The sequence below is a fragment of the Litchfieldella anticariensis FP35 = DSM 16096 genome (genome assembly GCF_000409775.1).
Lineage (GTDB): Bacteria > Pseudomonadota > Gammaproteobacteria > Pseudomonadales > Halomonadaceae > Litchfieldella > Litchfieldella anticariensis.
Window position 1 is genome coordinate 234,948 of sequence record NZ_KE332395.1, and the last position, 19,212, is coordinate 254,159.

The window sequence follows — 19,212 nt, forward strand, 5'->3', positions numbered from 1 at the left end:
TTATATGGTGTCGAATACGTTCACTTCCTCCTGCATGCAGAGCGTCTTTCCCTATCACTGGCAAACCCGTTTGATCGGACGTTCAGCGGAGTGTCGAGTTTGCTGGTCGGAGGAACAGCCATGGCTACTGACCCCGGAAGGCAAGCGGCCCTGGGACCGAAACGCCTGGGGCCGGGACAATGCCCTGGTATTGCTGTTGACGCCCGAACAGGTGGTGGTATGCGACGTCTTCTTCCCGGAAGCCGCCGGGAAGAACCTGAATACGCTGCTGCACCATGAGATATCGCGATTCACGCCATTCCAGGCCAGCGACGTGATTTTCGCCGTCGGTCGCCGCCAGGTTCGGGAGCAGCGCCTGGAATTGACACTGGCGGTAGTGCTGCGAAAGCGTCTGGAAGCGTTGCTGGATCGGCTGGCCGAACGAGGCGTGGCACCGGACCGGGTGGATGCACTGGATGCCGATGGCCGTTCCCTGGATGTTGACCTGCTGCCCCCCGAGCGCCGGCAACGCCGTTATTCCTGGCCACGTCTGATCAATGCATCGCTGATGGCGAGTTGCCTGTTGCTGGCGGTGTTCGCGGCGTGGCTGTGGCTGCATGACCGCGAAAGCATGCTCGAGGAGATGACCGCCGAGGTGCAACGGCTACAGCGCGAGGCCCATGAAATCACCGAGCTGCGCCAGCGGTTGGCCGATAACGACAATGCCACAGGGTATCTTGCCGGCCTGAAACACCAAACGCCTTCCATGCTCGAGGCCCTGCAAGACCTGACCCAATGCCTGCCCAACGATACCTGGCTGGAACGGCTGGACATCAAGTCGCAGGGGGAAGTCATCATGACCGGCCAAAGCGGTTCCGTCGGCGGCTTGATCGGCCAACTCGGCGCATGCCCGGGTATCTCGGCTCCCCGCTTCCAGGGAGCCATTCAGCCGGATGACCGCAGCGGAAAGGACCGTTTCTCCCTGCTGGCCGATATCCCCGTCGTTACCGAGCCGGCGCTGGAACCATGATGCGCCCCCTGAGCCGGCGGGAAAGCCAGATAGTCGCCCTGGCGCTGATGTTGCTGCTGCTCGGCGCCGCGACCGCCGGCATTTACCACCTTCTTGTCGTGCCCATACAGGAGTCGGAGGCACAAATGGATGAACTGCGCCAGCGCCAGCAACGCTATCGGCAGGTCATCGGTCAGAAGGAGCGGCTACAGGCGCGGTTGGATGCGGCAGTGCTCGATGTCGGCCAGAGCGACAGCCTGCTGGAGGGGGACGATCCTGGGACCGCGCAGGCGGAGCTGATGTCACGCCTGTCCGCAAGCGTTGTCGGCACCGCCGAACTGGGACCGGGATGCTCGTTGCTGGAAACCCTGCCCGTCAGCCGGCCGCAGGCGGAGTCGCCCTATACGCGGGTGACGGTGAACGTCACGCTGGAGTGCGCCATGGAGCCGCTGACGGCGGTGCTCCATGACCTGGAAAACGGCCGCCCCTTCGTGTTCATCGATCAGCTCACTCTCCAGCGTCGCTCGGGTGTCCCCCACGAAGGAGGTGCGGGGCGATTGAGCGTGCGGATGACCGCCAGTGGCTACCTGCGCAAATCGATCCCGGAGCAACCCCCTGGCACGGTCGGGGGTGGGCAATGAACCGGGCATTGCTGCGCAAACTGAATCTCCCGCTGCTGGCGGTGACCCTGTTGCTACTGACACTGTGCGTCGGACTCTGGCAGGGCTGGGGAGCGCAAGTGGAATGGCTGCCGGCGGATTCGGGGACAACCATGACGGAATCCGCCACTACGCCCGCTTCCGCCGAACGAGAGGCCCCGCCGCTGACGGCCTATCAAGACATCTGGCAGCAGTCGCTGCTCAGCCCTTCCCGCTCTGGGGATGTGGCGGAGCCGCAAGCCGCTCCAGCGATATCGACGCCTCAGCCTCCAAGAATGGAAGCGCTGACCCTGACCGGCACCCTCGCCAACCAACAGATGCAATTGGCCTTTTTCAGGGATGAGAGCGGCAACGCCATCACCCTTCGGGCCGGCCTGGAACTGCCGTCCGGATGGTTACTGACGCAAGTACGACGAGACGAAGCGATTTTCACCTTCAACGGCACGACCCAGGTGTTGCGACGCGAGTTGCCGCGAATCCCCGGGCTGGCCGTACAGACTGACGAGTCCGACCGATGACGTTTGGCAAGATCATCCCGCGTTCCCTTATATCTCCCATCGTTTCCCGTGCTGGTACGGGTCGTTCGGTCTGGACGGCATTGATCGGCATATTGCTGTTGCAGGGCTGTGCCCCGCTCGACACGCGACCGGGCGTGGATCAGGCCCTGCTCCGGGAAGGGCTGGCCGGAACCGGGGCACAGCGGCTGGCCGTGGCAACGGCTTCCGGAACGGAGATGCCCGCCCGGGAGGAAGACCGATCCGCGCCGAACGGCCGCGGGGAATGGGTGGAAGGCAGCGGGGAATTCATCCAGGTGCCGCCCATCGGTACGCAAAGCGGACCGGCGGCTGGCGGCGGCTACTCCTTCAACTTCGAGAACCTGCCGATCCAGGCGGTCATCAACTCGGTGCTGGGCGACATGCTGCACGATAACTACAGCATCGCCCAAGGCGTGGATGGACAGGTCACCTTTTCCACCTCCCGCCCGGTCGATGAGGCACAGGCCGTCTCCATCCTCGAAAGCCTGCTGGCCTGGACCGGCAATGCCATGATCCGCGATGGCGAGCGCTACGTCATTCTGCCGGCCGACCGGGCGGTACCGGGCAACGTCGTTCCCTCCCTGCCGATGGAAGCACCGGAGATCGGCCTGTCGGCACGCCTGTTCGTGCTGCACTACATCTCGGCTCACGAAATGCACAAGCTGCTCGAGCCCTTTGCGCGGGAAAATGCCTTCCTGCTGGTGGATTCGAACCGCAACCTGCTGGCCATGTCAGGAACGGCGGCCGAACTGGACAACTATCAGCGCACCATTGACACCTTCGACGTCAATTGGCTGAAAGGCATGTCGATCGGCGTCTTCGATCTGCAGCGGTCGAATATCGAGGAACTGATGCCGGAACTCGATCGCCTGTTCGGCCCCCAGGGCGACACGCCGTTGGCCGGCATGCTGCGCTTCATCCCGATTCAGCGCACCAATGCGGTGGTAGTGATCTCGCCCCAGGCGGAGTATCTGCGCGAGGTGCGGAAATGGATCGAACTGATCGACCGTGGCGGCGGCAACGAGCCACGGATGTACGTTTACGATGTGCGCAACATGAAGGCGACCGACCTGGCGGTCTACCTGCGTCAGATCTACGACGACGCCCCGATCACCGAGTCGCCGACGGCCAGCGTCGCGCCGGGGTTGCGTACCACGACGCTGACCGGCAACGGTCTGGGTTCCATCGGTAGCCTCGGCGGCAGTGAATCGGCGATGGGAGAAACGAGCGGAGAATCCGATATGGATGCCAACCGGGTTTCAGGCACCGGTGAGACCGGCGGGGCTTACGATACCGCCTCGTCTCCTGCTTACTCGGGCGACGAGGCCGATAGCGGTGTGCGTATCAGTGCGCAAAAGAGCAGCAATCAGTTGCTGATCCGCTGCCGCCCCAGCGAATGGGAGGAGATCCGCTCAGCCATCCAACGGCTGGACAACCCACCGCTGCAGGTGCAGATCGAGACCCGCATCCTGGAAGTCAGCCTGGTGGACGAACTGAGCTACGGCGTGCAGTGGTTCCTGGGGCGACTGGCGGGCAACAGCACCACCAGCGGTATTGCCGACCGCTCCGGCCACCAGGGCGCGCTGGGGCAAGGCGGCGCCGGCTTCGGAGGCACGGAATCGCTGTTCTATTCCTTCCTCGGCCATGACCTGCAGGTGGCCCTGCGTGCGCTGGAAAGCAAGGGCAACACCCAGGTGCTGTCGGAGCCCTCGCTGGTGGTGATGAACAATCAGCGCGCCCAGATCCAGGTCGGGGACAACATTCCCATCACCCAGACCTCCATCAACCCCAGCAGCACCGATCTCAATGTCGTCAGCAACGTGCAGTACGTGCAGACCGGTGTGATCCTGGACGTGACGCCACGCATCAACCCGGGCGGGCTGGTGTATATGGATATCGAGCAGCAGGTGAGCAATGCCAGTGCGACGGTGGATGCCGCCGGCAACCCAACCATTTCGACTCGGGCCATCGCCACCCAGGTAGCAGTGCAGTCGGGCCAGACGATCCTGCTCGGCGGGTTGATCCAGCACAACAACTCGCTTCAGGACGACCACCTGCCGGGGATAAGCAAAGTGCCCGGAATACGCTGGCTGTTCGGCAGCCGCGAGCGCCGCGATAACCGCTCCGAACTAATCGTGCTGATCACACCGCGAGTGGTTACCAACGACCGCGAGGCGCAGCAGGTGACCGACGAGTATCGCCGACGCTTCCGGCTGTTGCAGCCGATAGAGGCCCCGTCGGAGGCATGAGCGGAATGCACGGAGTGGACAGTCCGCGCCTGACGGAATCGGATCTGCTCAAGCCGTCCGATCTGGAGCGTGCCCGGCGCCTCTACAATCCGGTGACGGACGGGCGCTTTTCCGCCTTCCTGATCCGCCTGGGGCTGGTGTCGGAGCGCGATCTGGCAGGCTTTTTCGCCGAAACGCTGGCGCTTCCGCTGCTACGGGCGGACGCCGAGGAGCTGACGGCTCCGGATACCGACACGCTGCCCGAACTCTCGGTGCGCTTCCTGAAACAACACCGCCTGTTCCCCTATGCGATGGATGACCAAGAGATCCACGTGCTGATGGCCGACCCCGAAGACAAACAGGCCATCCACGCCCTGGCCTACGCCAGCGAGCGCGGGGTACGAGTCAGCGTCGGCCTGGCCAGTGAGATCGACGACCTGCTCGAACGCCACTACGGCCAGGGGCGTTCGGCCATCGGCACGCTGGTGGAAAGCATCGTCGACCCATCCGAGGGGGCGGAGGACGTGGAGCATCTGAAGGATCTCGCCTCCGAAGCGCCGGTGATCCGGCTGGTCAACCTGCTGATTGGTCGGGCGGTGGAGAAGCGAGCCTCGGATATCCACATCGAGCCGTTTGAAAACCGCCTGACGATACGTTATCGCATCGACGGCGTCTTGCAGGAAGCCGAAGCACCGCCGGTCAGCTCCACCGCCGCGGTCATTTCCCGGATCAAGATCATGGCCCGCCTGAACATCGCCGAGCGGCGGTTGCCTCAGGACGGCCGCATCATGATGCGGGTACAGGGGCAGGAGCTGGATCTGCGTGTCTCGACGGTACCGACCAGCTTCGGCGAGTCGGTCGTCATGCGTCTGCTGAACCGCGAAACAGTACGCTTCGACTTCGCCAGCCTGGGCATGGCGGATGGCATGGCGTCCCGCTTCCGCGACCTGCTGGCGCAGCCCCACGGCATCCTGCTGGTCACCGGCCCCACCGGCTCGGGCAAGACCACCACCCTGTATACCGCGCTGTCGTCGCTGAATACCGCCGAACGCAAGATCATCACCGTCGAAGACCCGGTGGAATACCAGCTCGAAGGCATCAACCAGATCCAGGTCAGGCCGGATATCGGCCTGGATTTCGCCCAGGCATTGCGCTCCATCGTGCGCCAGGACCCGGATGTGATCATGGTCGGGGAAATGCGCGACCTGGAAACCAGTCGCATCGCCATCCAGTCCGCCCTGACCGGTCACCTGGTGCTGTCCACCCTGCACACCAATTCGGCGGCGGCCAGTCTCACCCGTTTGCTGGACATGGGGGTTGAGGACTACCTGCTGGTCTCCAGCATCAACGGCATTCTCGCCCAGCGGCTGGTACGCCGACTAGACCCCGCCTTGTGCGAAGCCTACGAGCCCCTGCCGGAAGTGGTCGAACGCTATGGCCTGGAACGCTACACGGCCGAGCGTCCCATTCGACTCTATCGACCCCGTGACGGGCTGGCGCCGGGCGAGGGTTACGCGGGGCGCTGCGCAATCAGCGAACTGCTGGTCATGAACGACGAACTGCGACGGGACATCATGCAGCATGCCGACGCCACCGAGCTGGAGCGGGTAGCGCGCCGCCAAGGCATGCAAACGCTGCATGAAGATGGTCTGCGGCTGGCGCTGCAGGGGGTGACCACGCTGGACGAAGTGATCCGCATCACCCACGACACTGGCCAAGAGCCGCAATAGGAGTCGAAATGCCGCTTTTTGCCTATCGCGCCATGAGCCTCTCGGGGGAACGAAAACAAGGCACGCTGGAAGCGAACTCCGCGCAAGAGGTGGTCGCTTACTTGCAAGAACGTGACCTGATGGTGGTGGACGTCAGCGACGGTACGGGGGCAGGTGGCTGGCGTCGTTGGTTGCAGCGCCCGGCGATGACAGGGGCCGAACGGATACTGTGGACGCAGCAACTGCAGACGCTGCTGACGGCGGGACAGCCGCTGGACAGGGCCTTGGGCCTGCTGGCGGAGCAGGCACGGCACGAACCGGCGAAGCGGCTAATCGAACGCCTGCGCGAGCGGGTCAAGGGCGGGACGGCACTATCCACCGCCCTGGCGGAAGAGCATGGCACTTTCCCTCCCTTCTATATCGGCCTGGTACGTGCTGGAGAGATGAGCGGCAGGCTGGAAGGCAGCCTGACCCAGTTGCACGCCTATATGGAACGCGCCCAGAGTCTGCGCAGCGAAGTGAGCAATGCACTGATCTACCCTGCCTTTCTATTGGTGGGGGTACTGGGCTCGCTGGCACTGTTGCTGAGTTACGTCGTTCCCCAGTTCGTGCCGATATTCGCCGATCTGGGGGTGCCGATACCGCTGATCACCCAGGCGATACTGCTGCTTGGTGAGCTCCTTCGGGACTACGGCCTCCTGCTGCTGGCACTGCCGGTTTGCACGCTCTGGCTGATGGAGAGACGGCTCCGCCAGCCGGAGGTACGACTGCGTTGGCAGCGACGCTGGCTCACCAGCCGTCCGCTCGGCCCCTTCTTGCAGCGCCTGCATGCCGCGCGGCTGGCCCGCACCCTGGGCACCTTGCTGCAAAACGGCGTGGCGCTGGATCAGGCCCTGGTGCTGACGCGGGAGGTCTCGCGCAATGCGGCGATATGCGAGGCGCTGAGCATGGCGGCCGGACGGGTCAAGGATGGCGCCCTGCTGTCGGCGGCGCTGGCGGAAAGCCGGCTGTTACCCATCCTGGCCATCCAGATGATCCAGGTCGGCGAAGAAGCCGGCCGACTCGACGAGATGCTGCTGAAGGCGGCGGCACTGTTCGACATCGAGATCAAGCGCGGCCTCGAGCGCTTCATGGCCGCGCTGACCCCGTGCCTGACCCTGATCATGACACTGCTGGTGGCGGTGATCATGCTGTCGATCCTGCTGCCACTGACCAGCCTGACCAGTGGTATCTGATCGAGTACATCGACTCAACCCTCAACATCGACAAAAGGAACCGCAATGCAACGTACACGGACCGGCAACACCATGCGACGCCGACACACCGGGAACGGTCGGGGCCAGCGCGGCTTTACCCTGCTGGAAATGCTGGCGGTGATCGTGCTGCTGGGCATCGTCGCCACCATCGTCGTGCGCCAGGTCGGCGGCAACGTCGACAAGGGCAAATACAGCGCCGGCAAGGCCCAGTTGGCGAGCCTGGGCATGAAGGTGGAGAGCTACGCGCTGGATAACGGCACCCCGCCGCAGCGACTCGACGACCTGGTCGAACAACCGGCCGGCGTCAACACCTGGCTCGGCCCCTACGCCAAGCGCTCCGATCTAAAGGACCCGTTCGGCCATGCCTTCGGCTATCGCGCACCGGGAGAGCACGGCCCCTTCGATCTCATCTTCCTGGGTCAGGATGGCCAACCGGGCGGAGACGGATACAGCGCCGATATCGGCAACTGGGAATAGCCAGCGGTGCCGGCGGGCCAAGGCCACCGACAGCGGGGGTTCACGCTACTGGAGCTCATGCTGGTCATGCTGTTGCTGGGGATCGCCCTGGCCTCGGTGTCGCTGAGCATCGGCCACGGGCTGGGTGGCCGGCATGCCAAGCAGAATATCCATGACCTGGCCGCCGCACTGCGTAGCACGCGCATCACGGCGACCCGTCGCGGGCAGGAGGCCACGCTGGCAATCGATCTGACAGCACGCACCTGGCAGGCCCCCGGACGAGAGGCCCACGCCTTTGCTCCCGAGCTGGATATCCGCCTCACCACGGCGGAACGCTTTACCCGGCAGCGTCAGGGAGCCTATGTGTTCTACCCCGATGGCAGCGCCAGCGGAGGTGAAATCCACCTCAGCGACGGCGACCAAAGCTGGCGCATCGACATCGACTGGCTGACAGGAGGGATCAGCCTGGTGGAGCCAGGCCGATGACGCGACAGAACGGCTTCACCATCCTCGAGCTGGTCGCCGCACTGATGGTGCTGGCGCTGGTGATGACGGTCACGCTGGGGATCGTCGGAGATGGTAGCCGGCTCACCGCCAGGGGAATGAAGGCTGACCGCATGGCCCTTCAGGCCCGTTCCTTCATGGAAGGCTTGGGACTGGTAACGCCGCTTTCCCCCGGCGACAGGGAAGGAGTGCTAGCGGATGGCAAGACCCACTGGCACCTGCGCGTACTGCCCCATGGCAGCGAATCCGCCACCGCGGAGACGTTGTACCGTTTGGAGCTGGTACTGGAGCGCGACGGTATGCGGCAGCGTTTTTCCACCCTGCGGCTGACGAGCGGGGGGCAGAGCCAATGAGGTCCCTATCGCAACGTCAGCGTCAGCGACGACAGACCGGCTTCACCCTGCTGGAGCTGCTGTTTGCAATGCTGCTGATGACCGTACTGCTGCTGATCTCCTGGCAAGCGATCAGCCAGGCGCGCAAGGCCAGCGAAAATATCGTCCGGCTCAACGAACAGGAAGAGGAGGTACGCACCGCCCAGAACTATCTGCGCCAGACCATCATGGAAGCCATGAACCATGCCATCGACGCCGGCAGCAGGCGTCAGCGGCAAGTGTTCATTGGCGAAACCACCCGGTTGAACTTCGTCGCCCCCCTGCCCAACCGCTTCGGCTCGCTGGGGCCACTGAGCCAGGAACTGCGGTTGCTGCCGACACAAGAGGGGCAAGAAGCCGAAGCCGGCCGGCGTTTGCAACTCACACTGCGCACCGCGCCTCCGGAGCCGCCACCCTCCATCCAGGCCCCGCCATGGGAAGAGCAGCGGGACCTTCTGCACGGGATCGAAACGCTGGCGTTTCGTTACCTGGGCTGGAGCGAGTACGGCGAGCCCGACGCCTGGCGCAATGACTGGCCCTGGCCCGACCGCCTGCCCATGGCGGTGCGCATCAGCGTGACGTTCACCGATGGACGGCGCTGGCCGGTGCTCACGATCCCTCTCCGCCACAGCGAAGCGGGGTACTGGTAGGTGAAGGGCTACAGGCATATCGGCACCGGTCACCGCCAGCGGGGTGTAGCACTGATCATCGTGCTGTGGATAGCGGCGTTGCTGGCGGTAATGGTAGCGAACCTGATGTCGGCGGTGCGCACCGGCAACCAGCTCGACAACCATCAATTGCAACATACCCGCGCGCTGATGGCGGCGGAGGCCGGCGTCGAGATGGCAGCGGCCAACTTCCTGCGGGGCAATCCGCAAGGGTGGCGTCCGGATGGCCGGCTCCAGGAACTGCACTTCGACGACACCGCCATTGAGGTCCGCAGCTACAGCGACCAGGGCAACGTCAACATCAACATGGCGAGTGCGGAGCTGCTGGAAGGGCTCTTCATGGCGGTGGGCGTGGACCATCCGCTCGCCGCCAGGCTGGCCGATGAAGTGGTGGACTGGCGCGACCCCGATCAAAGCCCCAGGCCCCACGGGGCCGAGGCGGAAGCCTATCTGGCAGCGGGCCGGCACCGGCTTCCGCCCGATCGATCGTTCCGTTCGATCGCGGATCTGCGCCAGGTGCTGAGCATGAGCAACGCCATTTTCCAGAAGATAGAACCGCTGGTCACGACCTCGTCCGGCCTCGAGATACCCCGCTCGGACCTGGCCGCCCCCGCTGTGAAAGACGCGCTACGCCGCAGCGGCGGGATCCAGATCGCCGGCACGCCGGGACGCCCCAGCACCGTGCTGACCGTCGTCAGCCGGGTCGCCATGCCCGGCGGTGGCTGGGCAGGAGTGGTGGTAACCTTCCAGATGGTGCCAACGGATGGCGGATGGCAGCAGCGGCCCTATAGGATGCTGTACCGCCGCGAATTCTGATTCTCGATAGCGGACCGATGGTGTTAAAAGAGCACCGGAGATATCTCTTTCGAGGTACATCCGCTATTTCCGGCCTAGGATATAGTCAGACGCTTCAAGATGTTCGCCCCCGGAGGGGCTTCCCGGCTAGATGAAACTCCTGCAACGCTCCCTGGTCGCACGCATCACCGCGTCGCTGCTGGCCATCAGCTTGATGGCGCTGGTCAGTATCGTGGTGACCATGGCGGTGGCCAGTGGCAGTCGCGGCGACGCCGCCGCCATCAACATGGCCGGCTCGTTGCGCATGAATACCTACCAGATCGTCGCCGCCCTGCAACGCTACGAGCAGCAGCCGGGCAACGAACAGCGTGAACAGGTCACGCACCTGGCCGAGCGCTTCACGCAGCGCCTCGACAGTCCTGAGCTGACCGCCAGCATCCCCGAGGCCAATGATCATGCCCTGCTGCGCCAATACCAACTGATTCATAGCCGTTGGGACGAACAACTGGCCCCGCAGGTCAATGCGGCGATCGAGGGCGACGAGGTACAGGCGGCGGATCTCAACGCCACCCTGGATAGCCTGGTCGGCGACATCGACGCACTGGTGACATTGCTGGAACAGAACAGTGAATCGAAGATCCGTCTGCTCAGCCTGCTACAGATCCTGTTCCTGGCACTGACCGCAGTGGTGGTGACCATCGCGCTTTATGACATACGCCACAACCTGGTCGCTCCACTACGCCAACTGGTGGTGCTGGCCCGCGAAGCGGCGCACCGCAACTTCCGTCATCGCACCCGTATGCAGGGCAGCGACGAGCTGGCACTGCTGGGGCGTACCTTCGATACCATGGCCGAGGAACTGGCCACCAGTTATGCCGAACTCGAAGAGCGCGTGTCGCGCAAGAAACAGGAGCTCGAGCGCAGCAACCGGGCGATGCAGATTCTCCACGACGGCAGCCGTACCCTTTATGGTGGTGGCAACGACCTGTGCGCCAGCGCTGCGCCCATGTTGCGCGACCTGGAATCGCTGTTGGACATCGGCCCTATCCGGCTATCGCTCAACGATCCTCAGGATGAGCGCCAGATCCCTATCCTCGCCACCCACTCGGCGACTCGTCCCGAATACTGTCGCGATCACGACTGTTACGCCTGCCTGATCGATCCCCGGCCGCTACGGATCGAGCAGGGCCCCGACGCCGAATGCCTGCTGCTGCCGGTGAGCGTCGGAGACGAATTGCTTGGCACCCTGGAAATCCGTTATTCCAAGGCCAAGGGGCTCAGCGACAGCACGCGACGGCTACTCAACGCGCTATCCGACCAGTTGGCCACGGCGATCTACCTGCAACGGCGCATTGAAGAGCAGCAACAGGTCTCGCTGATGAACGAGCGCACCATCATCGCCCGCGAGCTGCACGACTCCCTGGCGCAATCGCTCTCCTACCTGAAGATGCAGGTGGCACGCCTCGAGCGCATGCAGGCCAAGCAAGTCCCCCACGAAACTCAGACCGAAGTGCTCGATGAGCTGCGCACCGGGCTCAACAGCGCCTATCGCCAGTTGCGCGAACTGCTGACCACCTTCCGACTCAAGCTCGAAACGCCGGGGCTACAGGCAGCGCTGCGCCAAACGACCGATGAATTCGCCGAGCGTATGCAGACCAAGGTGGAATTCGACTACGACGTACCGCCGCATCTGCTCAATCCCAACGAAGAGATCCACGTGCTGCAGATCGTGCGCGAGGCGCTGGCCAATACCCACAAACATGCCCAGGCCCACTGGGCGGCGGTCACGGTACGTTTCGCCAATGCCAGGCTGCAGGTACGTATCGAAGACGACGGCATTGGCCTTGCCAGCGGCGACTCTCCACCGCAGCATTATGGCTTGGTGATCATGCGTGATCGTGCCCACACTTTGGGTGGCGAGTTGCAGATAGGCAATCGCGAGTCTGGGGGTACCCGGGTCACGCTGGAATTCATGCCGCAGACCGCGCGCCTGATCTCCCAACATCCAACGACGCCGTCAGAAGCGCTAGCCACGATAACCGAAGGGAACAGGACCTGACCCATGGCCAAGTCAGAGCAAGACACAGCGGCAAGCATCCTGATCATCGACGACCATCCGCTGCTGCGCCGTGGCATCAAGCAATTGCTCGAACTCGAGGATGACCTGGTACTGGCCGGTGAAGCTGGCGAACCGGAAAAGGGCATCCATATGGCCACGGAGCTCGAGCCCGACCTGGTGCTGCTTGACCTCAACATGCCCGGCATCGACGGCATCGAGACCCTCAAGCGGCTGCGCGAAGCGAATTTTGCGGGCCGAGTCGTGATATTCACCGTCTCCGACAACGAAGAGGACGTGATTGCCGCCCTGCAGGCCGGTGCCGACGGCTACCTGCTCAAGGACATGGAGCCCGACGACATGGTGCGCCAACTACGCCAGGCCGCCCTGGGTCGCATGGTGATCAGCGAGAACCTCACCGCGCTGCTCGCCGCAGCCCTGCGCCAGCAACGCTCGGCACCCGCCACGCCGGACATCCACAGCCTGACCCAACGCGAGCGCGAGATTCTCCGCGAACTCGCGGCAGGGCTCTCCAACAAGCTGATCGCCCGCAAGCTCGATATCACCGAAGGCACCGTCAAGGTGCACGTCAAGCACCTGCTCAAGAAACTCAACCTGCGCTCAAGGGTCGAAGCGGCGGTATGGGCGGTTCAGGAAGGGCTGGAGGCGAGGGAATAGCACAGCAAGCCCACTACGAGATAGTCGGGGCGGTTCACTCTCGACCACAGGTGGGATAGGTAAGCCTATTAAGGGTGAGAAAGCCGATTTACCCCAGCTAACCGCCCGTTCCAAATCATCTCGAAATGGCTCGTTTGCACGATGGAGGCTACTGGCCTGGGGGTCATGAGTGCCCAGCACGTTGCCCCTTGCCGACGTACCGAGTGATACAGCAGCCCAGGCATACCGCCGTCCCTGATGGCCATCCCCAGCGCCCGAGATGCTGTGTAGTCACTAGGCGCATAGACCGAATCCCCTCGTGGGATTACGAGGCCGTCAGCCATGCCTTCTTCCTCAAACCGGCACGCCAGCCCTCGGAACACGAAGCGCTCATAGCTCAAGTCAGGTACATTCCGCCAGTAGCTCTCCTGATGGTACTGTACCTCCGCCAAGGCCGTGTCGATGGTGTCAGCGATATAAAGCACGCCAAAGGTACCGTCACTGAAACGTGATCCATCCGGATTGAGATGTGTAAAAGGGGCTGTGGCGTAAGAACACCCCTGGATACTAAAGGGTATATCCTCTTTTAAGATCAGACCCAAATCCCCCACCTCGGTCTGCAACCGCGGGTTGGTTAGCACCTGGAGTTCGTAAAGCGTTTGGAACTCATCAGCGCTGGCCACATCGTCGAAGACATGGATGGGGGGAAACTTTGAGTTCACCAGGCGGTGCCCATGGCGACGGCTGGAAGGCAGGACTGGCAGATCATCCGGATTCACCACCGTGCCCCCCGCAGGGCATCGATCCGACGAAAAGTCTCGTAGAGCGAGACGATATCGCCTTGGGCTATGACATCCAGCGGAGTTCGGCCATTGAAGAAGTCGTTATGGTTCTCCATCTGCATGAAACCGTACAGGTTTTCCGGGTTGTCGAAGATCACGCGAAGTGCTGAATGAATATTCAGCACCAGGCTGATCCGTGTGAGCTGGTCGGTGTCGAGGCTGACCTCCCAGTCCGGGTCACGACGCTTCGCCCGGGCATAGGTACTGCGAGAGACCCGGAGGATAGCTGCCCCCTGTTCACCGGTGGTGCCCCACTTGTCCAAGATGGCAACTGCGGCCTTCAGGCCGGCGCCGGCCTTAGCCTTGCTATGAACAGCGGTTTCCATTGTGACCATGAGAGCTCTCCTCATCGCACGTGTCTATAGACACAAATTTAGCATAAATGTGTCTATAGATACACTCAAAGTCTGAACCTCTGACCCACTCTGTCTTCAGAGAGAGCAAGACTCCATGAACAAGACAAAGATAATGAGCGTAATCAGGAGTATATCGACTCTGGTTTCTGGAACCTGAACCACCCCGGTCTATCACCTGCTACCGCATCCCGCTTGTAGTGCCAATTTTGAAAACGCGTTTTCAGATAAGTCAGTAACATACGCTTCAATCTGCCGAAATCGGGAGCATCTGATCAAGACATTCAACCTGAGGTCGGGGGTCGGGGCGGCGATATATTCCCTGCCACTTTTTCTTTTTCATGCTTTGGCAAGACAAAAAAAGCCATAATTAATGAAGAAACAGCTCCCATAAAAAATGCACTAGGGAATCCAAATAGTCCTTCATCAGAGCTCGCTGTCGTGACAGGCAACCAAGTCCATACTTGAGCTCCAGAACCACCAGCAACAAAGACGATCAGATAAGCCTGAAGAGATTTCCTCAGCTTCATCAAACTGTATAGTACTGCAAGGAGAAAGGCTGGCACACCAAAGAGATAAAGCGCTGTCAATGAGGTGAGAAGCAGAATTGCCGGCAGTCCACCAAAAGTCTCCCACCAGCCATCACGCATATCCTGCTCGAATAGTAGGCCAAGAAACATCACGGCACTCATTATGAATAGTGCCACAGCAGCGGGGCAAAGCGTGAAGCCAATAATCACCCGCCAAGAAGGATACTTTGAATTATCGTTCATGTTTTACATCCCTGAGAAAACAGCACCTGAAAAACAGGCAATCATATTCGATTTTCTTGTTATAGCCCAAGATGTTTATGCCTCTTGGCATCTGGTCCCTATCATCTATCGACAGTCATGACGCAAACTTCCCCACTAGAATTCATCATCTTCCTTGATGTCAGAGCAAACCAATTCCTATCTTTCAGATCTTTTCCACGGCTCGGTATGCGAGTACTCAAACGCTTGCTGGAAAGGGCATGAACGGGGTGCCCCAGGCAGCAGCGGCCTCGAGGTCAGTCGCCCCCACCCGACTGGCGGGCCTCAGGCCATATGACCTCGCCCTCCATTACGCTAGGATTAACAAGACGTTGGTCCCGCCGAACTTGGCTTCATGAAAAGGATGACAGACGCATGGACACTCGCATGATGGATCACGAATACGGTTACGGCCTGGTAAGCCGTTTTTTCCACTGGCTCATGGCGCTGCTACTGCTTTGGCAGGTGATATCGGCAGCCCTGCACCTATTTTTCGACGATACGCCGGTCACCGATTTCTTTTTCGGTTTCCATTTTTCCAATGGCGTATTGCTTCTGTGCCTGACGCTATTGCGCGGCATCTGGGGATTGATCAATCTTTCCCACCGGCCACCGCATGGGCGCGGCATCGAGCGCCTTGCCGCCCTCGGTCACGTGCTGATACACCTGCTGCTGATCGCGATCCCTTCAATCGCCATCATTCGCGCCTACGGCTCCGACCGGCCGTTTTCGGTCTTCGGCGTGCAGGTCTTTTCCGGCAGGGAAACCGAGATCGAGTGGATGACGAATCTTGGTGGCCAGTGGCACGGCCTTCTGGGCTGGGTGCTGTTCGCGCTGATCGCCGGCCACATCGCCATGGACTTCGTGCATACCTATGTATGGAAAGAGCCATTGATCAGCCGAATGACCAAGGGTAGCGAACTAGAGTAACGAGGCGGCGCCAGCGGTAGGTAGACTTCGACCTGACGTCGATGGCCTGGCGGACGGTCTGTTGGTTGATCTCGGGCACCTCGGCGACGATGCCGTCGGCGGCCTGGTAGGTCTGGTCGCCGCCGCTGACTAGATTGCCTTCCATTGCCATACCGTTCACTTCCGCTTGAACAGCCGTGAACATCGCCTTCCTATCCACCAGCCGAACACAGCGGCGAGCACGATGACAAAACTTCTCAACACATCATTCATCCCGTCTTCTGTTAATGCGGGCACGAATTTAATCACTAAGATAGTGATCAATAACGACCCGAATATCCCGGAGAGCCCAAGCTTATCCATCAGCAAACCGATCGGTGGTATTTCTTCATTCGCCTGACGGTTCTTCTCAATAGTCGCCGGAGTAACAAAATCGCCCCATCGAAATGAGGTATTTTGCTCAAGATACTGCTTCACCGCCTGCTCAGACTCAAACTTCTCTATGCGGTCATCCTGCTGAACATCCTGCCCCGCTTGGCACAGCCGCAACGCATAACCCTGCTCCGTCTTACTCAACTCAGCGCGATGCACGATATCGCCTGCAGCAGTTGACTCGATAAAGGAAGCGCGCATTGGTGAATTTTCAGCCTTATAGGTCTTCTCATTTTTCCGCTCTTTTTGCTTCTGCTTGTCACCCTCTTCCAGTTGACGCCTCTTTTCTGGATATTTTTGCCAATACCAAACGCCGATAAAGTCAAGCAGGGATCCGAATAGATACATACCCACGAATCCCACAGCCCATACACGATGCCAGCGTTGCTGTCCTGGGCCATAACCTCTCAGCTCGCCGCCGAACAGGGCATACAACCACTCCCAAATAACCAGACTATTCCAGAAAAAAAGGAAAATTGCACAAACGCCTAAGGTATATTTAGCTTGGCGCTTAAAAAAACCCGGCCACGTCATATCTCGTGCCGCCATTATTGCCGCTCCTCATTATCGATACCTGGCAACAAGGCAGGTGCGTTACTGATTACAGTTTGTGCCGTGTTACCAATAGTGTCAGCCGATGGCAGGGGTACACTGAATGTTGCCGGGGTTTGGAAATACGGCACACTGACTTGGGACGGTATATATGATGCCATCCCTTTAATGCGATCACCGAACCAAGTACCAGCCCCACCAGTTACCGCTCCCATACCGATGCTACGTATCAAAGACTTATCCTCGTCATACATCCAATTGGTAGCGGCCGTGAGCGTACCGCCCGCAGCACCGCCCAAAGCGGCATTGCCCAGTATTCCTCCACCCGCCATTGGGCCATAGCCCAAGGCAGTGATGCCAGACATCAGTGTCTGACCGGGACGGTATTCGCCCCCTTGCACATACTGTCCTAGTGCGTCGAAACCTGCGTCGGTGGCGAATAGCCCTGCCGCTCCGCGAGCCGTCAGGGTGGCTGCCGCATAGGGGCCAGACACCGGGAATGCCACTAGGCTGGCGATACCACGGGTGAGCGCCTCCTGGCCTTGTTCGATCTCCGCCCACGTCCTGCTATCAGTCTGGTTGAGGTTGTAGGGTAGCCCTGCCGCCATGGCGATGCTGCCCGGGAAGCGTAGTTTGGGCTCGGGACGAGGGCTCGGGGTAGGAGCCGCCATCGCACGATAGGGAGACGATACTCCCCCTGTCTGTTCGATAATGAAATCGACCAGTTCCGGCGACGTATCCGTTGGTACCATCTGGACGAGATGACGGGTGTTACCGTCGCCCCCAGGGGTAGCGAGCCATTCACCGCCGAAGTCATAGTAGCTGGCATCAACAGCATCGAGGTCATGCAGATCCACCACGACGTTAGATCCCGGCGACTCTCCCAGCTCATCGTTAAACATTCCGCGCAGAGCTTGCTCAATTTCTTCAGCTGTGTATTTGCCATCACTTTGCTCAGCAAGTTGTTGAGCGATCTCTTTCTCATGGGCGTGCGCTTGGCGGTTGTACTGCGTCGAATACCCCGCAATCTCGGCGCCTTGGTTGACATCGCCGTCGGTCAGTTCGGCGGCGATGATGCCGGTGATCTGCGAGGCGGCGACCAGCAGTTGCGGGTCGTTGTCGACCAGTTCGGCGAGGTGGTCCACCAGCGCTTCGTTGGCGCCGGCGGCCAGCGCGCCGGTTCGGAAGTCGCCGCCGGTGGCTTCGGCGACCGCTTTCTGCGGGCTGCCGGATGGCAGGTTCTGATCGCCCACGGCGTCGAACAGCACGGCGGCGACCACTTCGGTCAGTACGCCGTCGAGGCCGGCTTCGAGGTTGTCACTCAGGCTGCCGCCTTCGATGGCGGTGCGCACGCCGGCGTTGATGGCGGTTTGCGAGGCGCGCTCGCCGGCAAGGCGGGCGATGTCGCCGGCGTTGCTGAAGTCGAGTTGGTGGGTGTCGGTGGGCTCGCCCATGACGCCCCGGGTGATCCCGGCACTGGCCGCCGCTACCGCATAGCCTTTCATGGCGTCGCTGGAGAAGGTGTCGTCGAACACATCGCCCAGGTCGCCGCGGTTGTTGATGGCGCTCACGGTGGCGGTGGTGGCCAGTGACGCCGCCGCGGCACCACTGGCCACCAGGCCACTGGCAGCACCGGCGGTGAAGTAGGTCACAATGATGGCGATGACCAGCATGGCGACTCCACTCAGCCCGGAGTGCTCGTATTCCCAGCTATCGTGGATTTCCTTGACCTGCCGCCAGTCGATGTCGCCGCGTTCTTCCATCTCCTTGAGCCAGGCGAGGTCGGGGTCGGCCTCGACCATGACGTCGATGGTCTGGCTGACGGTCTGTGCGTTGATCTCGGGCACCTCGGCGACGATGCCGTCGGCGGCCTGGATGACGAGGTTGCCCTTGGCGATCAGTTGACTCTGGCGCAGGGTTTCGTCGGTGCGTCCTTCGCCTTGGGACGATTGCCAGGCGACGTTGCCGCTGCGCTCTTCGTGGGATTCGGTGTGGAAATCGCTGGCGGCTTCGAAGTGGATGGTGCCGCCGCTGGCCAGCGTCAGGTCGTTACCGGCTTCGAGGCGGGCGCCCTGGTAGCGTTGGTCGACACCACTGACGACGGTGAGATCATTGCCGCTTTCGAGGCGGCTGCCCACGGCGCGAATGTCGTTGATCTCGTCGCGTTGGTAACTGCTGCTGAACAGGCCACTCTCTTCCTTTTCGTAGAGGGAGTAGTCCTGGTCGTTGGCGGCAAGCAGCTCGACGTCGCGACCGGCGATCAGGAAGGCGTCGTTGCCGGCCTCGGCGTCGCTGGCGATGAGGCGCAGGTCGCGCCCGCTGCGCATGGTGAGGGTGTCGCCGGCCACCATGTTGCTGCCTTGCTGGCGCACGTGGCGGCTGGTCCAGTCGGTGGTGGAAGTGTGAGATTCGTGGTGGCGGACGTTGGCCGCCGAGGCGAGGGTGAGGTC

20 protein-coding genes are annotated in these 19,212 nt (G+C 61.5%); 14 read left to right on the forward strand and 6 right to left on the reverse strand.

All coding sequences use genetic code 11. From position 1 onward, the window contains the following. The first annotated feature begins 4 nt into the window (after positions 1 to 4). The 13 genes from L861_RS22310 to narL all read left to right on the forward strand — a co-directional run bounded on the left by L861_RS22310 (position 5) and on the right by narL (position 12,904). Entirely contained in the window at positions 5 to 1,009 is a 1,005-nt protein-coding gene (locus L861_RS22310) for a PilN domain-containing protein (RefSeq protein ID WP_016418936.1), read from the forward strand. Then, positions 1,006 to 1,629 carry a type II secretion system protein GspM gene (gene gspM, locus L861_RS22315; RefSeq protein WP_081645936.1) on the forward strand — a complete coding sequence of 208 codons (624 nt, stop codon included), beginning with the start codon at positions 1,006 to 1,008 and terminating at the stop codon, positions 1,627 to 1,629. The genes L861_RS22310 and gspM overlap by 4 nt, the downstream gene beginning before the upstream one ends. Further along, the gene (locus L861_RS22320) at positions 1,626 to 2,165 is read left to right on the forward strand and encodes a hypothetical protein (protein WP_016418938.1); all 540 of its coding nucleotides are present in this window, start codon (positions 1,626 to 1,628) and stop codon (positions 2,163 to 2,165) included. The genes gspM and L861_RS22320 overlap by 4 nt, the downstream gene beginning before the upstream one ends. Beyond that, positions 2,162 to 4,432 (forward strand): type II secretion system secretin GspD, encoded by a 2,271-nt coding sequence (gspD, locus tag L861_RS22325; RefSeq protein WP_016418939.1) that lies wholly within the window; start codon positions 2,162 to 2,164, stop codon positions 4,430 to 4,432. The genes L861_RS22320 and gspD overlap by 4 nt, the downstream gene beginning before the upstream one ends. Further along, positions 4,429 to 6,141, forward strand: coding sequence for a type II secretion system ATPase GspE (gspE, locus tag L861_RS22330; protein ID WP_027948147.1), 1,713 nt, complete (start codon positions 4,429 to 4,431; stop codon positions 6,139 to 6,141). The genes gspD and gspE overlap by 4 nt, the downstream gene beginning before the upstream one ends. Before the next feature lie 8 nt (positions 6,142 to 6,149). After that, positions 6,150 to 7,355: a type II secretion system F family protein gene (locus L861_RS22335; RefSeq protein ID WP_016418941.1), complete on the forward strand. Its 1,206-nt coding sequence runs from the start codon at positions 6,150 to 6,152 to the stop codon at positions 7,353 to 7,355. 45 nt (positions 7,356 to 7,400) lie between these two features. Beyond that, complete coding sequence (gene gspG / locus L861_RS22340; RefSeq protein ID WP_016418942.1) at positions 7,401 to 7,853, forward strand: type II secretion system major pseudopilin GspG; 453 nt, start codon at positions 7,401 to 7,403, stop codon at positions 7,851 to 7,853. A gap of 6 nt (positions 7,854 to 7,859) precedes the next feature. Beyond that, positions 7,860 to 8,318, forward strand: a complete 459-nt coding sequence (locus L861_RS22345; protein WP_021029265.1) for a GspH/FimT family pseudopilin — start codon at positions 7,860 to 7,862, stop codon at positions 8,316 to 8,318. Next, the gene (locus L861_RS22350; RefSeq protein WP_016418944.1) at positions 8,315 to 8,689 is read left to right on the forward strand and encodes a type II secretion system protein; all 375 of its coding nucleotides are present in this window, start codon (positions 8,315 to 8,317) and stop codon (positions 8,687 to 8,689) included. The genes L861_RS22345 and L861_RS22350 overlap by 4 nt, the downstream gene beginning before the upstream one ends. Then, positions 8,686 to 9,357: a prepilin-type N-terminal cleavage/methylation domain-containing protein gene (locus L861_RS22355; RefSeq protein ID WP_016418945.1), complete on the forward strand. Its 672-nt coding sequence runs from the start codon at positions 8,686 to 8,688 to the stop codon at positions 9,355 to 9,357. Before L861_RS22350 ends, L861_RS22355 begins: the two co-directional genes overlap by 4 nt. Beyond that, the gene (locus L861_RS22360; protein WP_016418946.1) at positions 9,358 to 10,191 is read left to right on the forward strand and encodes a type II secretion system minor pseudopilin; all 834 of its coding nucleotides are present in this window, start codon (positions 9,358 to 9,360) and stop codon (positions 10,189 to 10,191) included. Positions 10,192 to 10,321: 130 nt separating this feature from the next. Beyond that, positions 10,322 to 12,229, forward strand: a complete 1,908-nt coding sequence (locus tag L861_RS22365; RefSeq protein ID WP_016418947.1) for a type IV pili methyl-accepting chemotaxis transducer N-terminal domain-containing protein — start codon at positions 10,322 to 10,324, stop codon at positions 12,227 to 12,229. Between the two features lie 3 nt (positions 12,230 to 12,232). Next, the gene (gene narL, locus L861_RS22370; RefSeq protein ID WP_016418948.1) at positions 12,233 to 12,904 is read left to right on the forward strand and encodes a two-component system response regulator NarL; all 672 of its coding nucleotides are present in this window, start codon (positions 12,233 to 12,235) and stop codon (positions 12,902 to 12,904) included. 68 nt (positions 12,905 to 12,972) lie between these two features. Here narL and L861_RS22375 read toward each other — a convergent pair whose 3' ends face one another. The 3 genes from L861_RS22375 to L861_RS22385 all read right to left on the reverse strand — a co-directional run bounded on the left by L861_RS22375 (position 12,973) and on the right by L861_RS22385 (position 14,851). Further along, positions 12,973 to 13,662 carry an RES family NAD+ phosphorylase gene (locus L861_RS22375; protein WP_236617194.1) on the reverse strand — a complete coding sequence of 230 codons (690 nt, stop codon included), beginning with the start codon at positions 13,660 to 13,662 and terminating at the stop codon, positions 12,973 to 12,975. After that, positions 13,659 to 14,060 (reverse strand): antitoxin Xre-like helix-turn-helix domain-containing protein, encoded by a 402-nt coding sequence (locus tag L861_RS22380; protein ID WP_016418950.1) that lies wholly within the window; start codon positions 14,058 to 14,060, stop codon positions 13,659 to 13,661. Before L861_RS22380 ends, L861_RS22375 begins: the two co-directional genes overlap by 4 nt. Before the next feature lie 302 nt (positions 14,061 to 14,362). Continuing rightward, complete coding sequence (locus L861_RS22385) at positions 14,363 to 14,851, reverse strand: hypothetical protein (RefSeq protein WP_016418951.1); 489 nt, start codon at positions 14,849 to 14,851, stop codon at positions 14,363 to 14,365. Between the two features lie 393 nt (positions 14,852 to 15,244). Between L861_RS22385 and L861_RS22390 the strand changes: the two genes are divergently transcribed. Beyond that, on the forward strand, positions 15,245 to 15,799 hold the full coding sequence (locus L861_RS22390; protein ID WP_016418952.1) for a cytochrome b: 555 nt from the start codon (positions 15,245 to 15,247) through the stop codon (positions 15,797 to 15,799). Here L861_RS22390 and L861_RS22395 read toward each other — a convergent pair. The 3 genes from L861_RS22395 to L861_RS23870 form a co-directional block, all read right to left on the reverse strand. After that, on the reverse strand, positions 15,765 to 15,983 hold the full coding sequence (locus tag L861_RS22395; protein ID WP_144063104.1) for a hypothetical protein: 219 nt from the start codon (positions 15,981 to 15,983) through the stop codon (positions 15,765 to 15,767). The genes L861_RS22390 and L861_RS22395 overlap by 35 nt on opposite strands. Beyond that, positions 15,956 to 16,759 carry a hypothetical protein gene (locus L861_RS22400; protein ID WP_016418954.1) on the reverse strand — a complete coding sequence of 268 codons (804 nt, stop codon included), beginning with the start codon at positions 16,757 to 16,759 and terminating at the stop codon, positions 15,956 to 15,958. Before L861_RS22400 ends, L861_RS22395 begins: the two co-directional genes overlap by 28 nt. Beyond that, on the reverse strand, positions 16,759 to 19,212 hold a 2,454-nt coding region (locus tag L861_RS23870; RefSeq protein WP_174329841.1), incomplete at its 5' end, for a DUF637 domain-containing protein. The genes L861_RS23870 and L861_RS22400, both read right to left, overlap by 1 nt.